We start from the raw sequence: 16610 nt of genomic DNA on the forward strand, positions 1-16610 counted from the left end.
TGAGACAAAGGACCTGCGACACTCAATTATTTATGTTACCACGCCCCGGCTCCCTTGTCACACGTCTATCCTCTTTTGTCTACCAAATCGATTGTATCCCCGCGTATGAACAATAAAGCGGCAATTACGGGCGTATTCGGCCATGTACCGGACTACATCCTGACCAACGCGGAGTTGGAGAAAATGGTGGATACCAGTGACGAATGGATCACCAGCCGCACCGGTATTAAAGAACGGCATATTCTGAAAGGTGAAGGACTGGGTACGTCGCACATGGCGGCCAAAGCCGTTGAAGGGCTGCTGGCCAAAACGGGTACTACGCCTGAAGAGGTTGAACTGTTGATTTGTGCCACCACGACTCCCGACTACGTATTTCCGTCTACGGCCAATCTGATCTGCGACATGACCGGTATCCGGGCCGTCGGTAGTTTTGATATTCAGGCTGCCTGCTCAGGATTTCTATATGCTTTAACCATTGGCTCTCAGTTTATTGAGACCGGGAAGTATAAAAAAGTCGTTGTTGTAGGAGCGGATAAAATGTCGTCTATCATCGATTATACCGACCGAACCACGTGCGTCCTGTTTGGCGACGGAGCCGGTGCCGTTCTGCTGGAGCCCACCACCGAGAACTACGGTATTTACGATTCCATCATTCGCTCCGACGGCTCGGGCCAGAATCACCTGGTTCAGAAAGCGGGCGGAAGCCGTTACCCACCCACCCACGAAACCATCGACAAACGCTGGCATTACGTTTACCAGGATGGGCCATCGGTCTTTAAATTTGCCGTCAAAAATATGGCCGACGTCTCCGCCGAAATTATGGAGCGCAACCAGCTGACCGGTAACGATATTGCCTGGCTGGTGCCTCATCAGGCCAACAAACGCATCATTGAAGCCACCGCCAACCGCATGGGCCTGGGTATGGACCGGGTCATGCTGAATATCCATAAATACGGCAATACCACCGCAGCAACCATACCGCTTTGCCTGTTCGACTACGAATCACAGTTGAAAAAAGGCGACAACCTGATTCTGGCCGCTTTTGGTGGCGGATTCACGTGGGGAGCGGTTTATTTAAAATGGGCAATTTGATTATCTGAACCAACATTACGCCGATTTCAGATTTAATATGATTCATAAACCGATCATTGAAACCGCCGAAATACGGGTAATCGCCATTCAGGATAATCCTTAAAATCAGTGTAATCATAGTTCAGAAATTATGGCAACGACCGCAGATCTTCGGAACGGACTTGTGATTAATTTTAACCACGACCTGTTTCAAATTGTAGAATTTCAACACGTTAAGCCCGGAAAAGGCGGAGCATTCGTTCGGACGAAATTGAAAAGCCTTACGTCAGGCAAGGTACTCGATAATACATTCAATGCGGGTGTAACAATTTACCCGGTACGCGTAGAGCGTCGGAAGTTTCAATACCTCTACAAAGACGAAGCGGGTTATAACTTCATGGACAACGAAACGTTCGATCAGATTAATCTGACGGATAAACTCGTTGATACGGCCGATTTAATGAAGGAAGGCCAGGAGGTTGAAATTCTGATCAACGCCGAAACAGAAACCCCACTGACCTGCGAAATGCCGCCTTTCGTCGAACTCGAAGTGACCTACGCCGAGCCGGGTATTCGGGGAGATACGGCTAACAGCCCCAAAAAGAAAGTAGAAGTGGAAACCGGTGCCACCATTATGGTACCGCTGTTTATCGAACAGGGTGACAAAATCCGGGTCGATACCCGCACGTACGATTACGTTGAACGAGTAAAATAAGTTTAAGAATGATGAATGATGAATAAAGCGGGAGACGGTTTACCCCCTCCCCCCTCGTTCATCATTCATCGTCGCACCGGCGACCCGGTCATCATTCAAAAAGAGATGGACACGAAAGACATTCAGAACCTCATTGATTTCATCGCCCAGTCGGGCTTGGATGAGGTCAACATTGAGACCAACGAACTGAAGCTGAGCGTAAAACGGTATGGCCAGACTTCGGTTGCCCCCAGCCAGCCGGCTGCCCAGCCGACTCCTCAGCCAGCCGCGCCCGCTGCCCAGCCAGCCGCTTCGGCTCCAGCGCTACCACCCGCCAGCCCGGCTCCCAAAGCGGATACGTCGAACTACCTGACCATTAAATCACCGATGATCGGTACGTTTTACCGCTCGTCAGGCCCAGACGTAGCTCCCTTTGCGGAAGTAGGCGACGAAGTGAAGCCCGGCAAAACCGTGTGCATTATCGAAGCGATGAAACTCTTCAACGAAATCGAGTCTGAAGTAGCCGGCCGTATCGTTAAAGTTCTGGTTGAAAACGCTACGCCGGTTGAGTATGACCAACCATTGTTCCTTGTCGAACCTGTTTAATGGTGAATAAGCGAATGAGTGAATGAGTGAATAGGTTCGCAGGGATCTGCTTCTGGCAAAACTATTCACTCATTCACTCATTCGTTCATTTGCTCATTCAGAAAATATGTTTAAAAAAATACTTATCGCCAATCGGGGCGAAATTGCGTTGCGGATTATCCGGACGTGCCGCGAGATGGGCATTAAGACCGTAGCGGTTTATTCGACCGCCGATCGTGACAGCCTGCATGTACGGTTTGCCGACGAAGCCGTCTGCATCGGTCCTCCGCCCAGCCGCCAATCCTACCTGAATATTCCCAACATCATTTCAGCCGCCGAAGTAACCAGCGCCGACGCCATTCACCCGGGCTACGGTTTTCTGTCCGAAAACGCGGAGTTCTCCCAAATCTGCGCCGATTACGGTATCAAGTTCATTGGAGCTACCGCCGAGCAAATCAATGCAATGGGCGATAAAGCGACGGCGAAAGCCACAATGAAAGCTGCTGGTGTACCCGTTATCCCGGGTTCCGATGGCCTGCTGGAATCGGTAGATGAAGGGAAACGCCTGGCAGCCGGAATGGGCTACCCCGTCATTATTAAGGCGACAGCCGGGGGCGGGGGCCGCGGTATGCGGATTATCCGAAGCGAAGCCGAATTTGACAAAGCCTGGCTCGACGCCCGCATGGAAGCCGGAGCCGCCTTTGGCAACGACGGGTTGTATCTCGAAAAATACGTTGAAGAACCCCGCCACATCGAGATTCAGATTGTCGGAGATCAATACGGGAAAGTCTGCCACCTGTCGGAACGGGATTGTTCCATCCAGCGTCGGCACCAGAAACTGGTCGAAGAAACGCCTTCGCCGATCATCAGCTCCGAACTGCGGGAACGCATGGGAGAAGCGGCTATCAAAGGGGCCTCGGCCATCGGGTATGAAGGGGCCGGAACCATTGAGTTCCTGGTTGACAAGCACGGCGACTTCTATTTCATGGAAATGAACACCCGGATTCAGGTAGAACACCCGATTACGGAGGAAGTAACGGATTTTGACCTGATCAAGGAGCAGATCAAAGTAGCCGCCGGAACGCCGATTTCGGGCAAGAACTACACGCCGAAAATTTACGCCATGGAATGCCGCATCAACGCGGAAGACCCCGCCAACAATTTCCGGCCATCCCCCGGTAAGATCACAAACCTGCACTTCCCCGGTGGCCACGGCATCCGGATCGACAGCCACGTATACAGCGGCTACACCATCCCGCCGAATTACGACTCAATGATTGCTAAGGTCATTGTATCGGGCCAGTCGCGCGAGGAGGTCATCACGCGGATGAAGCGGGCGTTGCAGGAATTTGTTATCGAAGGCATCAAAACCACCATTCCGTTCCACATCAAACTGATGGACGATCCTAAATTCCAGTCGGGTCAGTTCAACACCTCATTCCTGGAAGGGTTTGACTTTAGTACCTTATAACGCACCCACAGGCTATACGCCGTGAGTAACTATTAAGCCGGAAGCTGTTTTCAGTTTCCGGCTTTTTTATGCGTATTTATTTCTTACCCAGGCTTTTTCCCTAACAATTTCTCTTCCCGCTTGTATCTACTGGAGAGAAGTGGACTTTTGAAGTATTAATTTTCCAATCTAAAATTGTCATGTCAAAACTGAAACTCACGCTGGGCGACAAAACCTATTTCCCGTTTGTCAAGGACCCTATTCCTTACGAAGGTCGCGAATCCGATAATCCGTTGGCGTTTAAATGGTACGACGCAAACCGCTCCATCCTGGGCAAACCCATGAACGAACTGTTCCGGTTTGCCGTCGCCTACTGGCACACGTTCTGCGGAACCGGCGCTGACCCATTCGGACCGGGTGTTAAACAGTTTCCGTGGGATGCCAACGCCGACCCGATGGCGGCTGCCTACGAAAAGATGGATGCGGCTTTTGAGTTTATTACGAAAATGGGGATGGAATATTACTGCTTCCACGACGTGGATGTAGCCCCCGAAGGCAATTCCAATTCTGAATTTGAAAGCAACTTCCGGAAGATCGTCGATTACGCGAAACAGAAGCAGCAGGCCAGCGGGGTTCAATTGTTGTGGGGAACGGCCAATCTCTTCTCGCATACCCGTTACATGAACGGCGCAGCCACTAACCCGGACTTTCACGTTCTGGCGCACGGCGGCTGGCAGGTGAAGAACGCCATTGATGCCACCATTGAGCTGGGTGGCTCCGGCTATACCTTCTGGGGCGGTCGTGAAGGATATATGTCCCTGCTGAATACAAACATGAAGCGGGAGCAGGAACACCTCGGCCGTTTTCTGACGATGGCCCGCGATTACGCCCGCAAGCAGGGTTTTAAAGGAGCCTTCTACATTGAGCCGAAGCCCATGGAACCGACCAAACACCAGTACGATTTCGACGCGGCTACGGTCATCGGTTTCCTGAATAAATTCGGTTTGCAGGATGATTTTGAACTGAACCTGGAAACCAACCACGCAACGCTGGCAAACCATACCTTCGCGCACGAATTACAGGTGGCCGCCGACCACAACCTGCTCGGCAGCATCGACGCCAACCGGGGTGATTACCAGAACGGCTGGGATACCGACCAGTTTCCGATGGACCTCTACGAACTGACCGAAGCCATGCTGGTGATTCTGGAAGCGGGCGGCCTGAAATCGGGCGGGGTCAACTTCGACGCCAAAACCCGCCGGAACTCCACCGACCTGGAAGATATTTTCATTGCTCACATCGGCGGGATGGACGCCTTTGCCCGGGCCGCCATCGTGGCCGAAGCCATCCTGGGCAAATCGCAGTACAAAAAACTGCGCACCGACCGGTATGCCAGCTTCGATAGCGGTGAAGGCTCCCGTTTTGAAAAAGGCGAACTGACGCTCGAAGATCTTCGTGACTATGCGCTGACCAACGGCGAACCAAAGCAGATCAGCGGTAAGCAGGAATTGTACGAAATGATTATTAATCAGTATATTTAGAAGCCGATTACAGGTGCTACGGCTTTCGGTCGTAGCACTATTTTAACGAATTCATAAACCGTCGTGAACCATGATTGCTCTCGTTAGCCTAGGAGGCATCGAACTCCTGCTTCTTTTACTGGCTTTTGTTATCCCGGTTATCGCACTGATCGACATTCTGCGCAGCGATTTTCGTGGCTCCTACGACAAGCTGATCTGGGTTATCGTGGTGTTATGTTTAAATACGGTCGGCGCTCTTCTGTACGCCCTGATCGGACGCAGGCAACGTGTCGCATGAAATCCATTTTATTTCTTCTCCTGTTCGCCCCGCTGGCTGCGGCTTTTGCGCAAAGCGACGACGAGAAAGCCGTTCGGGCCACCATTACCCAGATGTTCGACGGTATGCGGAAAGCCGATACCACGCTTTTCAAAGCCGTTTTTGTACCGGGGGCATCGCTACAGAGTGTTGTCAAAAACAAAGACGGCCTCGCCAGTGTGCGGAATGAGTCCATTGCTGGTTTTATAACGTCGGTTGGTAAGCAAAAACCGGGTGTTCTCGACGAACGGCTTTCTGCGTACGACGTAAAGATCGATGCCGAACTGGCTATTGCCTGGACTCCGTATGTCTTTTATTACAACGGCCAGAAAAGCCATTGCGGGGTGAATGTATTCACACTGGTGAAATTGCAGGACGGGTGGAAAATCCTGTCGATTATCGATACCCGCCGGCGGGAAGGCTGCCCGGATTTGAAGTAACTCCTTACTCACCCCGCCACGTTGGCGCTCGCTTTTCCAGAAACGCCGTCATGCCCTCCCTGGCATCGGCAGTTTGCTGAATCTGCTGGAATTGCTCGTACAGAAAGGCCTGTTGTTGATCCACAGGCAGGCTTTTCAGTTGTTGAAAGGCGCGCAGACCAAATTGCATGGCCGTGGGCGAATACTGTTTGAGTTCTTCCGCTAACCGTTCAACGGCTTTTTCCAGGTCATCGGGCGAAACAACTTCCGTCACCAAGCCGATTCTTAGTGCTTCGGTCGCCGATAGCGTCCGGGCGCGAAGGCACAAATCCAGGGCCGTCCGGGCGGGCATAATTTCGATCAGGCTGGCTATCACCTGAAAGGGGAATAACCCCCGTTTTACCTCCGGCAAACTAAAGGTTGCCGTATCGGCTGCAATGACGTGCGTACAACCGCCGATCAGCAGAAAACCGCCGGCATAGACCGCCCCCTGCACCCGGGCCAGACACGGTTTGTGCAGACCCGCCAATAACTCCGCCAGCCGGACCGGGCCGGACGGCGGAGGAACGGTTTCCTCTCCCCACTCACCTGCCGACAGGCTTTTTAGATCCATCCCGGCGCAGAACACATCGCCCACCGCGGCCAGAACCACCAGCCAGACATCCTTTTCGTAATGCGCGTAAGCCAGCGCAAACGCCAGTTCGTTGAGCAAGGTCGGGTTCAGGGCGTTTTTCTTTTCCGGTCGGTCGAGCGTCAGCGTCAGCACATGATCGTTCAGTTCTGCCCGCAAATGTCGGAACGTATATGTTGAAAAACTGACCGTTTGTTGGGAGGTGTAAAGCATTATCTTTCAGATAAATAATCCGAACGAATGGCCGCCGGATGTAATACTACAAAATTGCGTTTTCCGTTTCAACAATACATGATCAAGCCCGTTTTTCATTCCGCCAATTCTCTTTCGCTATGAAAAAAGTTGCTACGTTGTTGCTGATGCTGAGCGGGTTTCCGGTATTCAGTACGCACCTAATAGGAGGGTATATCCAGGCGGAACGGGTTTCGGGTTCGCTCACGTTTGAATTTACCGTGAATCTATACATGAATGATACCGGTGGCAATGATCAAACTGATCCTATTCAACTTTGCCCAGGCGATGGTGCGGGCCCTATAGCGATGCCACGGCAGGCTCAACTGCGGGTTGGGAACAGTATCATCCGGAGTATCTATAAAATCCGGCATACCTATAGCGGGACGGGTTCCGGGACCTATACCGTATCGGTACAGATTGCCAATCGTTCTGAAGTGAATAACCTGCCCAATTCCATTCAGACACCGTTTTATCTGGAAACTACTTTTTCGTCAACCGTTGTCAATAACCTGCCGGTTTTTCAGGGCCCGGTTCCTGAGAGCCTGACCGTGCCGGTCAACCGGAAAGCGGTTTACAACTTTCTGGCAACGGATACCGACGGCGACAGTGTGGCACATTACGTCATCCGGCTCCGGAACGGGGAGTGCCAGAAAAGCAGCCAGCAACTGCCCGACTATGTTTTCCCGAACGATGTTTCACGCAAAGGAACGTTTAAAATTGACCCTAAAACTGGACTGGTTACCTGGGATGCGCCGACGGAAGTCGGCCTGTATAATTTTGCGGTAGTGGCCGAAGAGTGGCGAAACGGGCAACGCATTAGCACGACGGTTTTCGATATGGTAACCCGCGTGGTCGATCAGCCGGGCGGTAATCCAGACGCGATTCCACCCTATGAACCGGTGCTCGAACGGGGTTTACTAACGGCCGTAGAAGAACGAATCGACGAGCCAGCGCTAACCGTTACGGTTTCACCAAGCCCATCGGAAAACCGTTTTCTGGTAAGGATGAAAAGCCGTACACCCACTACCGCCACCTTTCAGTTGCTGGACAGTCAGGGCAGATTGATGCAGGAAACCACCACCCGAACGGCAGTGCTGGAAATTGAGCAGGCCCTTGGCCATGAAAAACTGGCGCCGGGTTTGTATCTGATCAGGACATCAGCACGCGGACGGGTTTATTCAACTAAAGTAATTAAACGGTAGGTTTTTCACCAATCAAAATAGCTGTTTCCAGGTTCCTTTGATGCGGTTGTATTTCAGAGTGCTCGGCAGAGCTTTCCACCAGTACCGGTTCATTTCCACTGCAAAGGAAGGCTGCATGTAGCAATTGATCGCGCAGCCTTCGCAGCCCGGCAACCGCCCCTCCAGCGCCACCAGCTTCTGCACTTCCTCCGAGCGGTACAGATTGTACAAATTGCCCTCAATCGGAAAGTCCTTCAGACCAAGGTGATAACAGGGCAACACCAGTTTATTTTCGGGCGAAATGACGAGCGTGGTGCTGCCTGCCAGACAAACCGGGTCTTCGACGTGATTGCCGCCATCGCGCCGAAGCTGAATGAACGCATCGTTGATGTACACGTTCTTCTGCTTGCCCCACCACGTCATTTCCTGCAACGACTTCTCCGAAAACCCTGCTCCGGTTTCAACCTCATTGTATTCGAAAACCGGGTTCAGAATCAGCACCAGATTGTTGGGCAGGCAGATTTCTTCGTGCAGTTGTTTGATCTGGTGAACGTTGTGCTCAAATACCGTAAACAGAATATCCGGTCGTTCGCCGAGTTGCCGGGCCAGGGCGATGGATTCCATCACCTTGTCAAAACACTTGACACCCCGCGACTGGTCGTGTTCCTCGGCAATCGGCGAGTCCAGCGAAAAATGCAGCATATCAACCAAACCACGTAACCGTTCTGCGTATTTCGGATACAACAGACCGTTGGTGGTAATGGTGGTGATCAGACCGAGGTTTTTGGCTTCACGAAGCAGTTCGTCGAGCTGGCGGTGTAACAAGGGTTCGCCCCCCGTAAAATCCACTACCCGAACGCCCAGTCGCTTCAGATCCCGCAGGTTATCGCGCACGTTTTCCAGCGTCACATACGGCGAAGGACGCTCCCAGATGTCGCAAAAACTACAACTCGCGTTACAGCGGTATGTAACGTAGTAATTGCACAAAACGGGGTGGGAAACAAGGCGCATGAGCTTTTACTGCAACATTTTAAACAAAGCCGTGAGCTTTTCTTTCAGGTCTTTGCGGTCAACAATAAAGTCCAGAAAACCGTGTTCAAGAACAAATTCGGCGCTCTGGAAACCTTCGGGCAGGTTTTTACCAATGGTTTCGCGAATGACGCGCGGCCCGGCAAAACCGATCAACGCACCCGGTTCGGCGATGTTGAAATCACCCAGCATCGCGAAAGAAGCCGTAACCCCCCCGGTGGTTGGGTCGGTGAGCAGCGAAACATACGGTATTTTTTCGTTCGCCAGCAGGGCCAGTTTGGCCGACGTTTTGGCCATTTGCATCAGCGAATAACCGGCTTCCATCATCCGGGCGCCCCCCGAGCGTGAGATCATCAGGAACGGTGTCCGGGTTTTCAGGGAATGGTCAATGGCGCGCGCAATTTTCTCGCCCACAACCGAGCCCATCGAGCCGCCAATGAAGTTGAAATCCATACAGGCCACGGTTACATCCAGATCATTCATCTTTCCGTAAGCCGACCGAACCGCGTCTTTCAGGTTGGTTTTCGCGATGCTGGCTTTCACCCGCTCCGGATAGGGCTTCGTATCGACAAACTTCAGCGGGTCGGCGGAGGTCATGTTCGCATCCAGTTCCGTAAACGCTCCGTCGTCGAAAAGCAGCGCGAAGTAGGCATCCGAACCAATTTTCTCGTGGTAATTGCAGTGTACGCAGGTATAAGCGTTAAGCTTATGTTCCCGCGAGTGCATAATTTTCTTGCAATTCGGGCATTGGTACCACAAACCGTCCGGCGCTTCGCGCTTCATTTCGGTCGGTGTATTGATGCCTTTTTCTTTACGGATAAACCACGACATAGGGTGTCAGTCTCCAGTTAACAGTTCGTATTCAAGAATTTGCTTATAAAGCAGGGGGCAAAGATAATAAGAAAACAACTGGCACGGTTAAAGTGCGAGATAGTACTTTCGGCGGGCGGGTTCAAACCGCTCAATTGCATACCGCAAAGCCGTGCGCGGAAACCGTCCGGCGTGATCATGCAAAAACTCCTCAAGGGCGTCCGGATTTTTCTTTCCCACCTCCCGCAACATCCAGCCAACAGCCTTGTGTATCAGATCGTGCCGGTGAGTGAGTAACATTTCCGCCAACTGAAACGTGTCCAGAAACTGGTTTTTCCGGATAAAAGCGAGGGTTGACACCATTGCGATCCGCTGCGACCACAGATGATCCGTCTGCACCAGCTCATATAAAACGTTGCGGTCTTTATCCAGCAGGTAGTTCCCGACAATTTCCGGACAACTGGTATCCACCAGGTCCCAGTTATTAATAAACGATTTATTCCGAAGATAGTATTCAAAAATAAGCTTCCGGTTTTGATCGCCCGAGCGTTTGGCCTGGCTGGTCCAGATAATCAAGCCGGTCAGACGGCATTCATGAAACGGATCACGGACAAGCTTTTCGGTTTCGTCTACGGGCAGCAATCCGTACTTTTGGGCAATAACGCGCTGGGGCGGCACGGCTATACCCAGAAATTGATCCCCTTCCCCATATTGCCCCGGACCCGTTTTGAAAAACCGCTTAAAAAAGACGGCTTTTTCGGAATCTCCCAGCGCCAGCAAATCGGCTTTAACGTCTTCGTAAGTCATTGCGGTCCTCGAACTAAAACTAGCATAGGGTGTTTATTGAAGCAACCGAACACCTCGGCTGAACGAATAATAAGCGGATGAATACAAACCCTACCGAACCGATAAGCGAAAGTTCCATCCTCATCATTGTCGGTACCAATCGAAAAAATTCGATGTCGCGTCACATTGCCGACTATTACTACGGTATTTTGCAGCAATTGGGCGTATCGGGTGAAATTCTCGATCTAAGCGGCCTCCCCCCCGATTTTGTAACGACGGCTTTGTACGAAAATACGGGAAAAAATCCTGAATTCAACCGGTACAAAGAGGTGGTCGAGCGGGCAAAAAAGATGGTGTTTATCGTTCCCGAGTACAACAATTCATACCCCGGTGTCCTGAAGGCTTTCATCGACGGCCTGAGCTATCCCAGCGGCCTGGCGAACAAAAAAATAGCACTGGTTGGTCTTTCGGCCAATCACCAGGGGGGCGCTCTGGCACTCAGCCATTTAAACGACATTTTTAGCTACCTGAACTCCAATACACTGGCGTTGCGCGTGAAACTGGCCCAGATCAGAAACTACTGGAAAGAAGGTACGCTGGACAACGATTTGTATAACACGCTGTTGCGGCAGCAGGCCCAGCAGCTAATTGATTTTTAAATCACTCGCGACCTAAACGAAAAAGGAGCCCGTCTGGAGCTCCTTTTTCGTTGAAAGCGCTTAAGAATGAAACCCGCTTTAATCATTCAGCCGACTCCGGATAAAGTCTTTTTCGTTCAGGAGTGGTAGCTCATACAATGTCACTTTCTGACGCGCAAAGGCCGGGGTTTCCAATTCCCGTTCCCGGTCGGAATAGCGAACCTGTACAAAACTTTCGACCATTTTCTGGATTTGCAGCAGATCATCTTCCCGCTTTTCCTCTACCAGAAAGCCTTCATCGAAGTTAGGATAGTCACCACGCGTTGGTGTTTCGTCATAAACCGGAACAGGCGCGGGCGCATGGATATCTCCGGAAGTCTGCGTAAGCGGATTTTCAACCTCATCCACCGTTTGCATCTCCGGCTTTATTTCCTCCTCAACAAGCGGAAAGTCATCCAGCACTTCTTCCTGCCCCTTCATGGGTGCCCGTTGCGACCAGTCTTTAGGCGGAAAATCCGGCCGTTCCGCCGGCAGGTCGAAGCCAGCCGCAATAACCGTTACGCGAAGGTTTTTACCCAGTTTTTCGTCCTTGATGGTTCCATATTTAAACAGATGCGCCTGTTTATCCTTTCCAATTTTCTCCTTAATGTAACCCGTAATAACCTGCAATTCGCGCATGGTGGTACGAGCCTCCGGCCCGGAAGCCATCGTAAGCAGAATCCGTTTCGCTCCCCGAATGTCGCGGTCGTTGAGCAGGGGTGAGTTCAGGGCGTCCTGAATAGCCGTTAAAGCCCGGGTTTCGCCAACAGCATCGGCAGAACCCATTACGGCCTGACCGGCACCTTCCAGCACCCGCTTCACATCCATGAAATCGACGTTGATTTCGCCTTGCACGGTAATGATTTCGGCAATGCTTTTAACGGCATTGGCCAGTACATCATCGGCCTTGGCAAACGCCTGATCCATCGGAAAATCTTCGAAGATTTCCGCCAGTTTATCGTTCAGAATGACCAGTACGGTATCGCAGTATTCTTTCAACTCATCAATACCGCGCATGGCCTGGTCCAGCTTCTCGATGCCTTCAAAGTCGAACGGAGCCGTTACGACGGCAATCGTTAGCAAGCCCATCTCCCGGGCAATCTGCGCAATAACCGGGGCCGCACCCGTACCGGTTCCTCCACCCATACCGGCCGTAATGAACACCATTTTGGTGGGTTCATTCAGGACTTTCCGGATATCTTCGGCGTTTTCCAGAGCCGCCTGACGACCTACTTCCGGGTTGGTCCCGGCACCCAGACCAGACGTCAGCAACGCCCCCAGTTGAATTTTCGTTTTAACGGGGCTGTTGGTCAGGGCCTGACGGTCGGTGTTGCAAACAATAAAATCGACATCATTAACGCCCATCCGGAACATGTGGTTGACGGCATTGCTACCGCCCCCACCGACGCCGATTACTTTAATAATTGGTTCTTCTTCCTCGTCGGCGAATTCGAACCTTATGCCGTACTCCAATGCCTCTGGCATACCTTTTAATTTTTGGTGCGCTAATGAATATCTATTCAGTAACTCCCGGGCAGGCCCGGGAGTTTACCTCCCAAAGTTACAGACTTATTGATTGTACCGGTCGTCGGGACCAAGATCTTTACTAATATCATCAGTCAGGACCTTCCGGAACCAATCCAGGAAACCACCTCCTTTTTCCTTTTTCTTTTCGGGTTCTTTCGTGCTTTTACCAGCAGCCTGCCCCACATTGACGTGTCCGTTGGTAGAATACCCGGTCAACGGTTGCAAGACCGCCGTGTGCAGCGGAATCCGGTCATCGAGCCGTTTGAAACCGGCCCAAACCAGCCCAACCGCCGTAGCAAAAGCCGGGTCGCTGACCAGATCGGCTTTGACGTTGTGCTCGAGTTGATCCGGGAAACCAATCCGGACATCCAGGCTCGTAACGCGCTCAAAAATACGCTCAATACCCGAAATGGCGGCAGTACCACCCGTCAGAACAACGCCCGCAACCAGTTTATCCCGATAACCGGACCGAATGATTTCGGCCTGTACCATAGCCGCAATCTCTTTCAGACGGGCTTCGATAACCAGCGCGACGTTTTTCAGGAGAATATCTTTCGGCGGTCTGCCGCTCAGATTCGGTACGGCCACCACCTCATTCAACCGGAAATCGCTCGGATCAGCACTACCGAATTTGGTTTTCAGCAGTTCAGCCTGCGTCGGCAAAACCCGGCAACCAATTTCGAGATCCGAAGTCAGGCTGTTTCCGGCATACGGGATCACCGCAACGTGCCGCAGGACGTTTTTGTGGTAAATAGCAATTTCGGTCGTGCCGCCCCCAATATCAACCAGCGCAACACCGGCGTGTTTCTCCTCTTCGGTCAACACGGCCAGGGCCGATGCCAGGGGCGCCAGCAGAAATTTATCGTTTTCCAGCGGTTCGCGGCCGGGCGATACCGACCGGGCCCGCTGAATACACTTCCGTGTATACGAAGCCGAACTCGTCTGAGCCGTGATGACCTGAAAATCAGCTTCCAGCTTGACGCCAATTCGCCCTACGGGATAGTCGATGTTGGATTCGCTGTCGACCGTAAAATCCATCGGTAATACGTGCACGATTTCCGAACCGGCAGGCAGTACCGAACGGTACATATCGCCGACCAGGTGATCGATGTCATCGGCCACCACCTCATCGCCGGGTGAAGTACGCGTGATGCTTCCGTGCTGCCGACGGGCCGTTATGTTCTGCCCCGAAAAGCTGACATTAACAACGTGAATATCGATGTTGGCTTGCCCGGCGGCTTCTTCAACGGCACGGTTGATGGCTTCGACGGTTTGACCAATATTAACAACGGAACCTTTCGTAACTCCTTTCGAGATGGCTTTTCCCACGCCCAGAACATCCAAACGGGCGTGATCGTTATTGCGGATAAGACGGCCAGCCACGGCGCACACTTTGGTGCTGCCAATGTCCAGTCCTACTATAATTTCTTCCTGCTTGGGTATCATTCGCACACTATCTGGTTACGGTACTGTACACTTACCTTCCGGTATCGGTCCCAGCCTTTCAGGGGCAGGATGTGTTTGTAAAACAATTTTATTTTCTCAAATTTCATCTCCAGATCAACCGGTTGACCAATTTCAATCAGGCAGTCGCCCACCTGCGGAATCAGTGTCACTTCCCGGTTTTTATCGACGACCACCTGAGCCACCTGCGCTTTCCAGAACGGATCTACTTCGATCTGCTTCAATAGCGCCAGCAACGGCGCGTATTTTTCGGTGGTCAGCGACTGCCGCTGGCTGAAATATGAACCGGATAACAAAACGACCCGCGCCGTGTAATTCATCGAAAGCGGAAACCACCGGCCTTCTTCCGTCAGGTAATAACCGGCAAAAGCCGACTTGTCATCGTCGCCGTCGGGCACCAGCCGGGCTATTGGCCGTTGCTGTTTAATATCGACGATGAGCGTTCCCTTCAAGTCACGAAACAGTTCACAGCTCTTTACCAGACCGTTCCGTTCCAGCCGTTTTTCCAGCCGCTTCAGATTCATGTTGGCGTAATGATCGCCCAACAGTGGATCAGCACCGTCGTTGGTCAGTGTACGCATCACGTCGTTCCGGTTCAGAAACCGATGGCCGTCCACTTCATCCATCCGGATGTCAATCCCTTCGCACCGCCGATGCGTTTGCCGGTGCTCGGTAAAGGCGATTAGCCCCACCAAAACGGCAAAACCCGCTACGGTTAGCAGGAAGGTTCTATTTATGGGCAAAATAGAAAACATCCGTCTTTATTAACTCTAAAAAAGATTTATTTTTATTGATTGGTCTGAAATAAATTCCGCAGTACCGGAATCATCTGATCAATGTCGCCCGCACCGATGGTAGCGACCAGCTCCGGCGGATCGTTGCGCAGAATGTCGGGCAATTCGGCTTTCGTACACTGAATTTTGCTTTCAGACTGAATCGATTTAAAAATCAGATCGGCACTCACTCCTTCGATGGGTAACTCCCGCGCCGGGTAAATATCGAGCAGGATCACGCGGTCGGCCAGCGAAAGACTTTCTGCAAACTCATCGGCAAAATCCCGGGTTCGGCTGTAAAGGTGGGGTTGGAAAATCGCCGTCACCCTGCGCTCCGGATACAGTGCTTTCAATGAGGACAAAAAGGCAGAAACCTCCGCCGGATGGTGGGCATAATCGTCGATAAATATAACGTTTTTTGATTTGAGTATATATTCAAAGCGACGTTTCACCCCCTTATAATTTCCGAGTGCCCGCCCGATTGCTTCGGGTTCAACGCCCACCTGAAGGGCAGCAGCCGCAGCCGCAACGGCATTTTCGACGTTATGAAAACCCGGCACCTGCAAGCTTACATTCTCAATAACTCCCTCAGGGTAAACAACATCGAAAACAAAGCATGCATTCTCAATCCGCAGGTTCCGGCTGTGGTACGCGCCTTCGTTGAGAGAATAGTCGTACACCGTGGCCGGTGTGTGATCAGCCAGCGCCAGCCCTTTTTTCATGAAAAGCGCCCCGCCCGGCTTAATTTGTCCGACAAATGCCCGAAAAGACGTCAGCACGGAGTCATGATTCCCGTAAATATCGAGGTGGTCGGCATCGGTTGAGGTAACAATGGCAACCTGCGGAAACAAGGTCAGAAACGAGCGGTCAAATTCGTCGGCTTCCACCACACAAATGACTTTCGACAGATCATCGGTCGGTTCGTTGAGCAGGAAATTCGTGCCGTAGTTCTGGGTAATCCCGCCCAGAAAAGCCGCGCAGTTCACCCCGGAATCTTTTAGAATATGGGCTACCATCGACGAGGTGGTGGTTTTGCCGTGCGTTCCGGCAACGGCCACGGTCGTCATCCGACCGGCCAGTAAGCCCAGCACCTGCGAGCGTTTTTGCAGCGTAAATCCCTGTTCGGTCAGGTAAATGTATTCCGGGTGGTTTTTCGGGACGGCGGGCGTGTAGATGACCAGCGTTTCGGAAGGGTTTTCCCGAAAGTGAGCCGGAATCTGTTCGACATCTTCCACAAAATGGATAGCCATGCCCTCCTGTTGCAGCGTGTCGGTCAGGGGTGTGGACGTTTTGTCGTAACCGGCCACTTCATAGCCGTTCACCAGAAACCAGCGCGCCAGTGCACTCATACCGATTCCACCAATTCCCAGGAAATAAACGTAACGAATGTTGTCTAAAGTCATTTTTTTACAAAAAGAGAAGCCAATTCCTTGATCGGCTTTT

At 51.9% G+C, this 16610-nt stretch carries 17 protein-coding genes; 9 read left to right on the forward strand and 8 right to left on the reverse strand.

All coding sequences use genetic code 11. The annotated features are described in order from the left end of the window. Positions 1 to 105: 105 nt before the first annotated feature. The 7 genes from LX87_RS14505 (at position 106) to LX87_RS14535 (ending at position 6076) form a co-directional block, all read left to right on the forward strand. Positions 106 to 1092, forward strand: a complete 987-nt coding sequence (locus tag LX87_RS14505; protein WP_111628945.1) for a beta-ketoacyl-ACP synthase III — start codon at positions 106 to 108, stop codon at positions 1090 to 1092. Between the two features lie 130 nt (positions 1093 to 1222). Next, positions 1223 to 1786, forward strand: a complete 564-nt coding sequence (efp, locus tag LX87_RS14510; protein WP_111628946.1) for an elongation factor P — start codon at positions 1223 to 1225, stop codon at positions 1784 to 1786. A gap of 105 nt (positions 1787 to 1891) precedes the next feature. Then, entirely contained in the window at positions 1892 to 2371 is a 480-nt protein-coding gene (gene accB, locus LX87_RS14515) for an acetyl-CoA carboxylase biotin carboxyl carrier protein (protein ID WP_111629211.1), read from the forward strand. Between the two features lie 106 nt (positions 2372 to 2477). Beyond that, positions 2478 to 3821, forward strand: coding sequence for an acetyl-CoA carboxylase biotin carboxylase subunit (gene accC, locus LX87_RS14520; protein WP_111628947.1), 1344 nt, complete (start codon positions 2478 to 2480; stop codon positions 3819 to 3821). A 179-nt stretch (positions 3822 to 4000) separates the two neighbouring features. Beyond that, positions 4001 to 5341 (forward strand): xylose isomerase, encoded by a 1341-nt coding sequence (gene xylA / locus LX87_RS14525; RefSeq protein ID WP_111628948.1) that lies wholly within the window; start codon positions 4001 to 4003, stop codon positions 5339 to 5341. 70 nt (positions 5342 to 5411) lie between these two features. Then, on the forward strand, positions 5412 to 5618 hold the full coding sequence (locus tag LX87_RS14530; RefSeq protein WP_111628949.1) for a PLDc N-terminal domain-containing protein: 207 nt from the start codon (positions 5412 to 5414) through the stop codon (positions 5616 to 5618). After that, positions 5615 to 6076, forward strand: a complete 462-nt coding sequence (locus tag LX87_RS14535; RefSeq protein WP_111628950.1) for a nuclear transport factor 2 family protein — start codon at positions 5615 to 5617, stop codon at positions 6074 to 6076. The genes LX87_RS14530 and LX87_RS14535 overlap by 4 nt, the downstream gene beginning before the upstream one ends. 4 nt (positions 6077 to 6080) lie before the next feature. Here the strand turns inward: LX87_RS14535 and LX87_RS14540 are convergent, their stop codons facing one another. Next, positions 6081 to 6899: an enoyl-CoA hydratase-related protein gene (locus LX87_RS14540; RefSeq protein WP_111628951.1), complete on the reverse strand. Its 819-nt coding sequence runs from the start codon at positions 6897 to 6899 to the stop codon at positions 6081 to 6083. 119 nt (positions 6900 to 7018) lie between these two features. Here LX87_RS14540 and LX87_RS14545 point away from each other — a divergent pair, with 119 nt between their 5' ends. Beyond that, positions 7019 to 8122: a T9SS type A sorting domain-containing protein gene (locus tag LX87_RS14545; protein ID WP_111628952.1), complete on the forward strand. Its 1104-nt coding sequence runs from the start codon at positions 7019 to 7021 to the stop codon at positions 8120 to 8122. A gap of 12 nt (positions 8123 to 8134) precedes the next feature. Here the strand turns inward: LX87_RS14545 and LX87_RS14550 are convergent, their stop codons facing one another. The 3 genes from LX87_RS14550 to LX87_RS14560 form a co-directional block, all read right to left on the reverse strand. Continuing rightward, positions 8135 to 9112, reverse strand: coding sequence for a radical SAM protein (locus tag LX87_RS14550; RefSeq protein WP_111628953.1), 978 nt, complete (start codon positions 9110 to 9112; stop codon positions 8135 to 8137). Positions 9113 to 9118: 6 nt separating this feature from the next. Continuing rightward, positions 9119 to 9961: an acetyl-CoA carboxylase, carboxyltransferase subunit beta gene (accD, locus tag LX87_RS14555; RefSeq protein WP_111628954.1), complete on the reverse strand. Its 843-nt coding sequence runs from the start codon at positions 9959 to 9961 to the stop codon at positions 9119 to 9121. An 87-nt stretch (positions 9962 to 10048) separates the two neighbouring features. After that, positions 10049 to 10747: a DNA alkylation repair protein gene (locus tag LX87_RS14560; RefSeq protein ID WP_111628955.1), complete on the reverse strand. Its 699-nt coding sequence runs from the start codon at positions 10745 to 10747 to the stop codon at positions 10049 to 10051. A gap of 77 nt (positions 10748 to 10824) precedes the next feature. On the opposite strand from LX87_RS14560, the gene LX87_RS14565 reads away from it, so the two are divergent. Further along, positions 10825 to 11385, forward strand: a complete 561-nt coding sequence (locus LX87_RS14565; RefSeq protein WP_111628956.1) for an NADPH-dependent FMN reductase — start codon at positions 10825 to 10827, stop codon at positions 11383 to 11385. A 78-nt stretch (positions 11386 to 11463) separates the two neighbouring features. Here LX87_RS14565 and ftsZ read toward each other — a convergent pair whose 3' ends face one another. The 4 genes from ftsZ to murC form a co-directional block, all read right to left on the reverse strand. Continuing rightward, a complete protein-coding gene (gene ftsZ / locus LX87_RS14570) occupies positions 11464 to 12888 on the reverse strand; it encodes a cell division protein FtsZ (RefSeq protein ID WP_111628957.1) in 1425 nt (474 codons plus the stop codon). Positions 12889 to 12972: 84 nt separating this feature from the next. Beyond that, positions 12973 to 14376: a cell division protein FtsA gene (gene ftsA, locus LX87_RS14575; protein WP_111628958.1), complete on the reverse strand. Its 1404-nt coding sequence runs from the start codon at positions 14374 to 14376 to the stop codon at positions 12973 to 12975. Continuing rightward, entirely contained in the window at positions 14373 to 15137 is a 765-nt protein-coding gene (locus tag LX87_RS14580; RefSeq protein ID WP_229310663.1) for a cell division protein FtsQ/DivIB, read from the reverse strand. The genes ftsA and LX87_RS14580 overlap by 4 nt, the downstream gene beginning before the upstream one ends. 44 nt (positions 15138 to 15181) lie before the next feature. Continuing rightward, positions 15182 to 16570, reverse strand: a complete 1389-nt coding sequence (gene murC / locus LX87_RS14585) for a UDP-N-acetylmuramate--L-alanine ligase (RefSeq protein WP_111628960.1) — start codon at positions 16568 to 16570, stop codon at positions 15182 to 15184. Positions 16571 to 16610: the final 40 nt, after the last annotated feature.

Source organism: Larkinella arboricola, assembly GCF_003259745.1.
Classification (GTDB): domain Bacteria; phylum Bacteroidota; class Bacteroidia; order Cytophagales; family Spirosomataceae; genus Larkinella; species Larkinella arboricola.